The organism is Peribacillus sp. SIMBA_075 (assembly GCF_046534585.1).
This window is the reverse complement of sequence record NZ_JAWRYN010000016.1, coordinates 84,750-92,471: the sequence shown is the minus strand read 5'-3', so window position 1 is coordinate 92,471 and position 7,722 is coordinate 84,750. Positions and strand designations below refer to the sequence as shown.

General features: G+C 42.5%; 9 protein-coding genes. 3 read left to right on the top strand and 6 right to left on the bottom strand.

The genetic code is table 11. From position 1 onward, the window contains the following. The first annotated feature begins 75 nt into the window (after positions 1-75). Complete coding sequence (locus SB775_RS14060; RefSeq protein ID WP_410861948.1) at positions 76-411, top strand: nuclease-related domain-containing protein; 336 nt, start codon at positions 76-78, stop codon at positions 409-411. Positions 412-418: 7 nt separating this feature from the next. On the opposite strand, the gene SB775_RS14055 is transcribed toward SB775_RS14060, so the two are convergent. Then, the gene (locus SB775_RS14055; RefSeq protein ID WP_410861946.1) at positions 419-586 is read right to left on the bottom strand and encodes a hypothetical protein; all 168 of its coding nucleotides are present in this window, start codon (positions 584-586) and stop codon (positions 419-421) included. A 243-nt stretch (positions 587-829) separates the two neighbouring features. Here SB775_RS14055 and SB775_RS14050 point away from each other — a divergent pair, with 243 nt between their 5' ends. Then, positions 830-2,101: a replication-associated recombination protein A gene (locus tag SB775_RS14050; RefSeq protein ID WP_061464167.1), complete on the top strand. Its 1,272-nt coding sequence runs from the start codon at positions 830-832 to the stop codon at positions 2,099-2,101. A 29-nt stretch (positions 2,102-2,130) separates the two neighbouring features. Here SB775_RS14050 and SB775_RS14045 read toward each other — a convergent pair whose 3' ends face one another. From SB775_RS14045 to SB775_RS14025, 5 genes are all read right to left on the bottom strand, one after another. Next, positions 2,131-2,778 carry a hypothetical protein gene (locus SB775_RS14045; RefSeq protein WP_089361585.1) on the bottom strand — a complete coding sequence of 216 codons (648 nt, stop codon included), beginning with the start codon at positions 2,776-2,778 and terminating at the stop codon, positions 2,131-2,133. Between the two features lie 257 nt (positions 2,779-3,035). Further along, positions 3,036-4,184, bottom strand: coding sequence for a hypothetical protein (locus SB775_RS14040; protein ID WP_410861945.1), 1,149 nt, complete (start codon positions 4,182-4,184; stop codon positions 3,036-3,038). A gap of 493 nt (positions 4,185-4,677) precedes the next feature. After that, a complete protein-coding gene (locus tag SB775_RS14035; protein WP_410861944.1) occupies positions 4,678-5,370 on the bottom strand; it encodes an ABC transporter ATP-binding protein in 693 nt (230 codons plus the stop codon). After that, entirely contained in the window at positions 5,367-5,744 is a 378-nt protein-coding gene (locus SB775_RS14030; protein ID WP_410861943.1) for a GntR family transcriptional regulator, read from the bottom strand. The genes SB775_RS14035 and SB775_RS14030 overlap by 4 nt, the downstream gene beginning before the upstream one ends. A 3-nt stretch (positions 5,745-5,747) precedes the next feature. Beyond that, positions 5,748-6,536, bottom strand: coding sequence for a hypothetical protein (locus SB775_RS14025; RefSeq protein WP_410861942.1), 789 nt, complete (start codon positions 6,534-6,536; stop codon positions 5,748-5,750). Between the two features lie 154 nt (positions 6,537-6,690). Here SB775_RS14025 and tagU point away from each other — a divergent pair, with 154 nt between their 5' ends. Then, the gene (gene tagU / locus SB775_RS14020; protein WP_410861941.1) at positions 6,691-7,620 is read left to right on the top strand and encodes a polyisoprenyl-teichoic acid--peptidoglycan teichoic acid transferase TagU; all 930 of its coding nucleotides are present in this window, start codon (positions 6,691-6,693) and stop codon (positions 7,618-7,620) included. Positions 7,621-7,722: the final 102 nt, after the last annotated feature.

The following is a 7,722-nucleotide window of genomic DNA, read 5'->3' as shown; positions in this document are numbered from 1 at the left end:
TCGCACTTCCGCTCCAATCAACCTTAAATAGTTTCGTTTTAAAAACAACAATCTTTACGAAAAGAGCCTTTATTAATTATTGAAGTGAAAAACATGGCTGGTGAAATCTATTTCGACAACAGATTCAATCAACATATCCGCACAAATCCAGATGGAAAAACAGAAGCTTTTGATGGTCCAATCCTGCAAGTGAACCGGCAGCGCCAACAGCTAGTAGAATGGTTGAAATTTAAAAAAATCATCAATCTCCCAGTAGAAATATTAGTCGTCAGCGCCAATTCATCAACGATAATACGAGCTGAGAACAGAGATATTCATGAAAAAGTGATACGTAAAGATAGTATTCTTATAAAAACTGCAGAATTCAAGGAAAAATATGAAAAGAATATCTACTATTTTGGAAAGTTATGAATACCCCTTACCACCCTTCAAACCGGAGTATACTGCCATATGGAGAGACGATTAAGAAAGTGGATTTGCCGTACATGTTTGCATTCTTCCCATGATGCACATCTCCGCTCTTCAGGATTATGTATTCCTCGTTAAACCTACCATTACCAACAGCGAATTCCGGCAATTCCTCCAACTCAAATCTCCATCAAGTGCAAAAAAGTTATTAACTTCATTAAAATTACATCATTCCGGCAACACCAAAGGAAGAGTTTACTTTTTACGTTCGATTATTGAGGATAGGACGAATTAATTGGTGTGAAGGACGAATTAGCTGCCTTAAGGGCGCATTAAATACTAATTCAACTGCATTCACAGCATAATCAGCGCATTTTCCCCATAAGTTGTGATACCTTTATATTAAAAGGAGAGGTGCGCAATGAATATTAAACCGCTTGCTTTCCGGATGCGGCCTCGATCGATTGATGAGATCATCGGGCAGGAGCATCTGGTCGGTGAAGGGAAAATTATCGCAAGGATGGTGAAGGCCAAGCAGCTTTCTTCCATGATTCTGTATGGTCCGCCGGGAATTGGCAAGACATCGATTGCAAGTGCGATTGCCGGAAGCACGAAGTTTGCCTTCCGGACGCTGAATGCGGTGACCAATAATAAAAAGGATATGGAAATCGTGGCAGCCGAGGCTAAGATGTCCGGTAAAGTGATTCTCCTGCTTGATGAGGTACATCGACTCGATAAGGCAAAACAGGATTTTCTATTGCCATACCTTGAAAACGGGATGATTACCTTGATCGGTGCAACGACCAGCAATCCCTATCATGCAATCAATCCGGCTATCCGAAGCCGGTGCCAGATTTTCGAGCTCAAATCCTTGGAAACCAATGATATAACTACAGCTCTGGAACGGGCACTTCATGATGAAGAGCGGGGGCTTGGTGCGTATGAAACGGATGTCAGCCTTGATGCCCTTACCCATTTCGCGACTGCTTCAAACGGAGATGTCCGCAGTGCCCTTAACGCTCTTGAGCTCGCCGTCATTTCCACTGAACCCGATGAGTCCGGAACGATTCATATAGATCTGCAAATTGCCGAAGAATGCATGCAGAAAAAAAGCTTCTCACATGATAAGGATGGAGATGCCCATTATGATGTTCTGTCGGCTTTCCAAAAATCAATTCGCGGAAGTGATGTGAATGCAGCCCTTCATTATTTGGGGCGCTTGGTCGAAGCCGGCGATCTTGTCAGCATTGCCCGCCGCATGGTGGTCATTGCCTACGAAGATATAGGTCTTGCCAATCCTCAGGCTGGTCCCAGGGCCCTCGCTGCAGTCGAAGCCGCTGAACGGCTCGGTTTTCCTGAAGCCCGGATTCCACTTGCCAACTCAGTGGTCGAGTTATGCCTATCACCCAAATCGAACACGGCCATTGTCGCAATTGATGCAGCGCTTTCCGACATTCGCAGCGGCCATAGCGGAGATGTACCGGACCATCTTAAGGATGCCCATTACAAAGGAGCCACAGATCTCGGACGCGGCATCGGTTACCTTTATCCGCATGACTACGAGAATGGCTGGGTGAAGCAGCAATACTTACCGGATAAACTGCGCAGCAAAAAATATTACAAACCGAAAAAGAGCGGGAAATTTGAACAAGCCCTGGCATCGGTCTATGAAAATATCGAGAAAAAGAAATAACTCCGGATCGCTTTAGACCCGGAGTTTTTTTATTGTGGGAAATGAAAGCTTTTGACATGTCTCATATTGACAATGACCGCCTCCCCATGTGCATTCACCATCTCAATGATGCCATCTTTCACCGTACTGACCTTACCAATATTCTTCGGATGCATCCCTAAGTCGAGCACCACCAGTTTATTGGTCAGCCTTTTCATCTGTTCCTCCAATGTCCTGGCCCAGCTTAAAGATGAGACCTGTGCCAGTTGCTCTGATTTATTCAAACCGTAAGGGCCTTTTTCATCATTTGTAACCGAAAGCCACTTCAAATGATCCATTGAGATGAACATCGTTTTAAATACGGGCGAATAAAAGACGAAATAGTTATTCATGATTCCCACGATATAGCCATGAACCGAGTGTTTTTTCGTGAGCAGGATTTCAACGAACCTCCCCTTCGCATTCATCAACAATTTTCGGAATGATGTCTCTTCGATCTCCAGCTCTCCTCCCGACCCAAACTCCTCTTCGATCATTGGAAAGGAAATATTCTTAATGTGCCTGAATGGAATGTAACGGTACACTTTTCCAGTATACAAGACGATGATGTCCGAGCTTTCTTCAATTAAAATCCCCGCTTCATGTATATTCCCTGCGAGCTCAAGTTCCATATACTGTCCTATATGTTTTGATAACAAGCGTTGCTTCCTCCTTTCTATTGAAATTAATCAAACCAAACAGTATGCTTTGTTCCAACTTGAAACCAGGTTACCAGTCATAATGGTTGCTTGGCCATTTTTTTATCAGTTCCAAATAGCATTTGAACTGATAAAATCGTCATTAAAAAAGTTTATAGAATGAAACATCTCCCATCATGGGCAAAAGCGGCATGTCCACTTTCCATAAGAAGGCACAACAACTCCATATTGGTTGCTGTACCTGTTTGGTATTTCTTTTACCGTGGGTTTTGGGTTGTTGCTTTGATTAAGTTCTCAATCCATATTTGCTTGAACGTATTTACTCGAGGACCCCGAAGTCCCCCTAAACCTCCATTTGATGAACTGCTTGAAGAGCTTTCAATGAATGAACTGCTGCTTTCAACAGAAGAACTTTCATCTAATGAACTGCTGCTTTCAACAGAAGAACTGCTGCTTTCGTATGATGAACCTTTTCTTCTGTCTGATGAACCTTTTCTTCTGTATGATGAACCTTTTCTTTTGTCTGAAGAACTGCTGCTTTCGTCTGATGAACTGCTGCTTTCATCTGATGAACTGCTGCTTTCATCTGATGAACTGCTGCTTTCGTCTGATGAACTGCTGCTTTCATCTGATGAACTGCTGCTTTCGTCTGATGAACCGCTTGAACTGCTTCCTTTTGACGAACCTCCAGCTGAAGAGCCTCCATTTGCAGAGTTTTCACCTGCTGCTTCTTCTTCGCCATTTTCATTTACCTGCACAGTTATAACTACGAATTGGACATGATCCGTTGTCACATAAAATAATTCTTCATGATGAACAACGATAAGGTGGCTGTCAGTAACTTCCATCAGGATGCCCTCAACTTTATTAGGTCCTCCAGCACTGATGGATACCCAATTGTGGACTAACCGCGATAGTAAGCCGTTAATTGTTTCTGTACCGTCACCAAATTGAGGCAATAACTCATTTTCCGCCAGCTCCAGCACTGTTACACTTTTAATATGGGAAATCGGGTATAGAACAAGCCCGTCTTTCTCAGTGGATATAACTAAAAACTCCTCTTTTACATCTACAACCCGGCCAACTTTGGATGCCGGACCGCCGCCATTCACTTGAATGCTGCTAGTTTGAAGTGATTCCAGCACACCTAAAAAATTTGCTGGATATACTGTTTCTTCTTCGTTGATCGAACTTAAATCAAGTTGAGTTTTTTTCGCATTCCCCACAACAATTTTCAAATGCTCGATGGCGAAATATACGAGTTGATTTTGTTCTGTTTGAATCACGATATAATCGCTCTGCACTGTTAAAAGCTTGCCTTCTCTAGAATCAGGCCCGCCTTTAAACGCCCTCACAAATTTCCCTGTTAAAGCTTCAAGGTAAGGTAAACCAACAGTCTCTTCCATTTTTCCTTTAGCCTCCAATAGTTATTTATACTTTAGTGATATCCGTACTGCATATATATGCGCCTTCTTTCTAATACGGACTCTGCTAATCACCCATTTTGTAGTAAATCGTCGTACGCCTAGAAAAATGTTATGAAAAAAACTCTTTCCATTCTATTCAACTATTAAAAAAGGGCCTTCCTTTTTAATAAAAAAACTCCGGAATTTCCCCGGAGTTACTTCATCATTTACCTTATTGAACGAAATGGCCTTTCTTCCAAGTTACTTATTGGACAATTCCGTCATTTCCCCAAGACTACCGCTTTAGCCAAACGCTTCCTTTGACACTGGATGGCACATTCATCTCGATCAGCAGAATTGAAAAGGATCCTTGGAAGCAGCCAATAGAACTTTATCCTACCTCCCATTTGCAACACAGACTTGCACTCCATCAAAACCTGAAAGTCTATCAGGAAAAAAAGAATACTCCAAATGGAAATTTGGAGCATGACATTTACCTATGTTTTTCCTTTAGCCACCCGATTACCGATTTCCCACCGTTTTCGCGGAGATCCTCAGCTTCTTCCTTTTCAATGGCCTTACCATCCTTGATCACGATCACCTCATCAAGGATTTTCTCGATTTCCTCGATTTCATGAGTGGCCATGATAACCATTTGCCTTTCAAAATCGATATAAGACAGCAAGCTCCGTACTATCGACTCCCTAACCATAACGTCCAACCCTGAGAATGGTTCATCCAATAGCACGACCGGTGCCTCCCGAGACAGGGCCAGCACTAATTTAAGCCGTCCCCGATTACCTTTCGACATCGTACGGACCTTCTTCCGGACATCCAATTTCATGAATGCCAGCATTTCAATTGCCTTATCCAGGTTAAAATCAGCAAATTGCGATGCATGAAAATCAATATACTGACCTGCGGTAAAATTGGTATAGAAAAAATCAAGCTCTGACAGATAAGAAACAACAGAAGCCGTCCTCCTGCTTACCGGCACCCTATCGACCGTCACCTCTCCATGATCCGGTTTCGCGAGTCCGGCAATCAGTTTGAGCAATGTTGACTTACCGCTGCCATTGGCCCCCAACACCCCATATATCTTCCCCACTTCAAACGTGAGTGAAACACCATCAAGGGCAGTAATGCTTCCATACTTTTTCGTTACATCATGCAGCTCAACCGTCATTTTGCATCCCCCTGCTTCTTCAGAAATTGCTGTACCGCTGTCAGCATTTCTTCTCTCGACAAGCCGATTTCTTTCATATTTTCAACGAATGTCTCGATAACTTCCGTTTGAATCCGGGTACGCAATGATGAAATCAGCATCGGATCATTTTTAACGAATGTACCCTGCCCCCTTCTCGTCTCCACAATTCCATCCCTCTCAATCTCGGTATAAGTACGCTGGATCGTATTCGGATTGACACCCATCTCGACTGCCATTTCGCGGACCGATGGCAGCTTATCCCCACTCTTTACCTCACCCCGTACAATTGAATAACAAATTCGATCGGCAACCTGTAAATAAATCGGCTTTGAAGCATGAAAATCCTCTGACATCCTTTACACCTCAATCTTTCGGTCCAAGAGCCAACATGAAGCGAGGAACAATATCACTAATGCGATAACATCCAACCCGCTTGTCAAAAGCGAAATATTCCCTCTACCTTCTAGATAAAACTCCAACTTGGCTTGAGACAAGCTAAACGACGAACCGTTAAAAGCAGGTACAGCCCATAAATCATCCAGTTTCATATATATCTCGGTATTTCCAACCCAATTTTTCACCAAAACCATTCCTATAAACAGAAGCGACACAATCAGCCAACGAATATTTTTAATAAGCTGAATCCTTGCGAGTGCATGATACACTACCCATAAAAACATCATTAGCACGGCAATGACAATACTGACCGCCGTCATAACCCCGCCTATCTGTAACAAGCCTACTAATCCCGAAAAACTTTCCACCTGAAAGTCTTGCTGAAAATAACTGGTCGGAACCCTAATAGCCACAAATACTAAACAGCAGGCAAATAAAATTGAAACCACCTGAAACAGCACACTTGACAATAATTTACTTCCAAGCAGCATCGCCGCAGACTGAGGATTATGAATCCACAACTGCGTCTTCCCCTCATAATTCAAACATCCAAAAATCAAAGAGAACATAATAAATGGTTGTAAGAACATGATTATCCATGTGCACACATAAAAAAGACCTGCAACTTCCAAATACCTGGATGCTAATAAAGCAATAAACACTAAGCCAACCTGTGCAACCAATAGCCAGAGAAGTGTGGATTTCCCGATCAGCCACTCCTTTTTCATTAAACCTTTAAACGAATTCAACTTCCCAACCCCTTCATTATTGTTCTAGTTACATAGTACACGGTTACACTGATATATGTCAAAAGTATTATAAAATAACAAAATATACTATTCTTTTATAGTAAATTTAAATATAATAGATGAAGTGGTTACTATAAGAGGAAGGAAGTAAGATATGAGACATGAAAAAAAGACGAAAAAGAAACGGACATGGCTGAAGGTAGTCGGTATAATTGTCCTACTTTTCATATTAGCAGGGGGAGCGTTTGCCTACTCCTTATGGAATGCTCTAACTAAAACCGTTGACTCAATGCATACACCCATAGACCGTAACACGGATAAACGTACAAAAGACCTGGCACTATCGGATCAGGAGCCCTTCTCGATGCTCATGCTCGGTGTCGATGAACGTGATGGCGACAAAGGCCGTTCAGATACAATGATCGTATTGACGGTCAATCCACAAAAGAAGTCAGTCAAAATGCTAAGCATTCCGCGTGATACACGGACCGAGATCGTCGGTCATGGTACACAGGATAAAATCAACCATGCGTTTGCCTTCGGCGGCGCAAAGATGTCCATGGATACTGTTGAGAACTTCCTCGATATCCCGATCGACTATTATATGAAGATCAATATGGAAGGATTTAAGGATATCGTTGACGCAGTCGGCGGAGTGACTGTTCAAAACGATTTGGACTTCACCTCCGATGGCATTCATTTTGCGAAAGGTTCGCATACTCTTAATGGGAAAGAAGCCTTAGCCTATTCACGAATGAGGCATGATGATCCTAATGGTGATTTTGGCCGCCAGTCCAGGCAACGTTCCATCATCGAGGCTGTCATCAGGGAGGGTGCGAGTGTTTCCTCTCTGACGAAATACAATGATGTCTTCGACGCACTAGGCAATAATATCCAGACGAATTTGACGTTTGATGACATGATGGACATTCAAAAGAACTATAGGGACGCTAGCAAAAGCATTACCCAATCATCCATAAATGGCAAAGGAACGAAAATCGACGGAATCTACTACTATATTGTGTCGGATGAGGAAAAAGAAAAGGTTCAATCCGAATTAAAAGAACAATTATCCATCAAATAAGAAAAAATGAAAAAGCTGTCCGGGCCTGCATCCCGACAGCTTTTTCATTTTCACCGTCCAATAATCTGACAAAAAACGAACACCAATTGTAGAGATTTGTTG

What these genes read in the sequence shown, in the direction of transcription:
- SB775_RS14050 (WP_061464167.1), top strand. Translation starts at nt 830, where the DNA reads ATGAATATTAAACCGCTTGCTTTCCGGATGCGGCCTCGATCGATTGAT.
- SB775_RS14040 (WP_410861945.1), bottom strand. Translation starts at nt 4,184, where the DNA reads ATGGAAGAGACTGTTGGTTTACCTTACCTTGAAGCTTTAACAGGGAAA.
- SB775_RS14035 (WP_410861944.1), bottom strand. Translation starts at nt 5,370, where the DNA reads ATGACGGTTGAGCTGCATGATGTAACGAAAAAGTATGGAAGCATTACT.
- SB775_RS14030 (WP_410861943.1), bottom strand. Translation starts at nt 5,744, where the DNA reads ATGTCAGAGGATTTTCATGCTTCAAAGCCGATTTATTTACAGGTTGCC.
- tagU (WP_410861941.1), top strand. Translation starts at nt 6,691, where the DNA reads ATGAGACATGAAAAAAAGACGAAAAAGAAACGGACATGGCTGAAGGTA.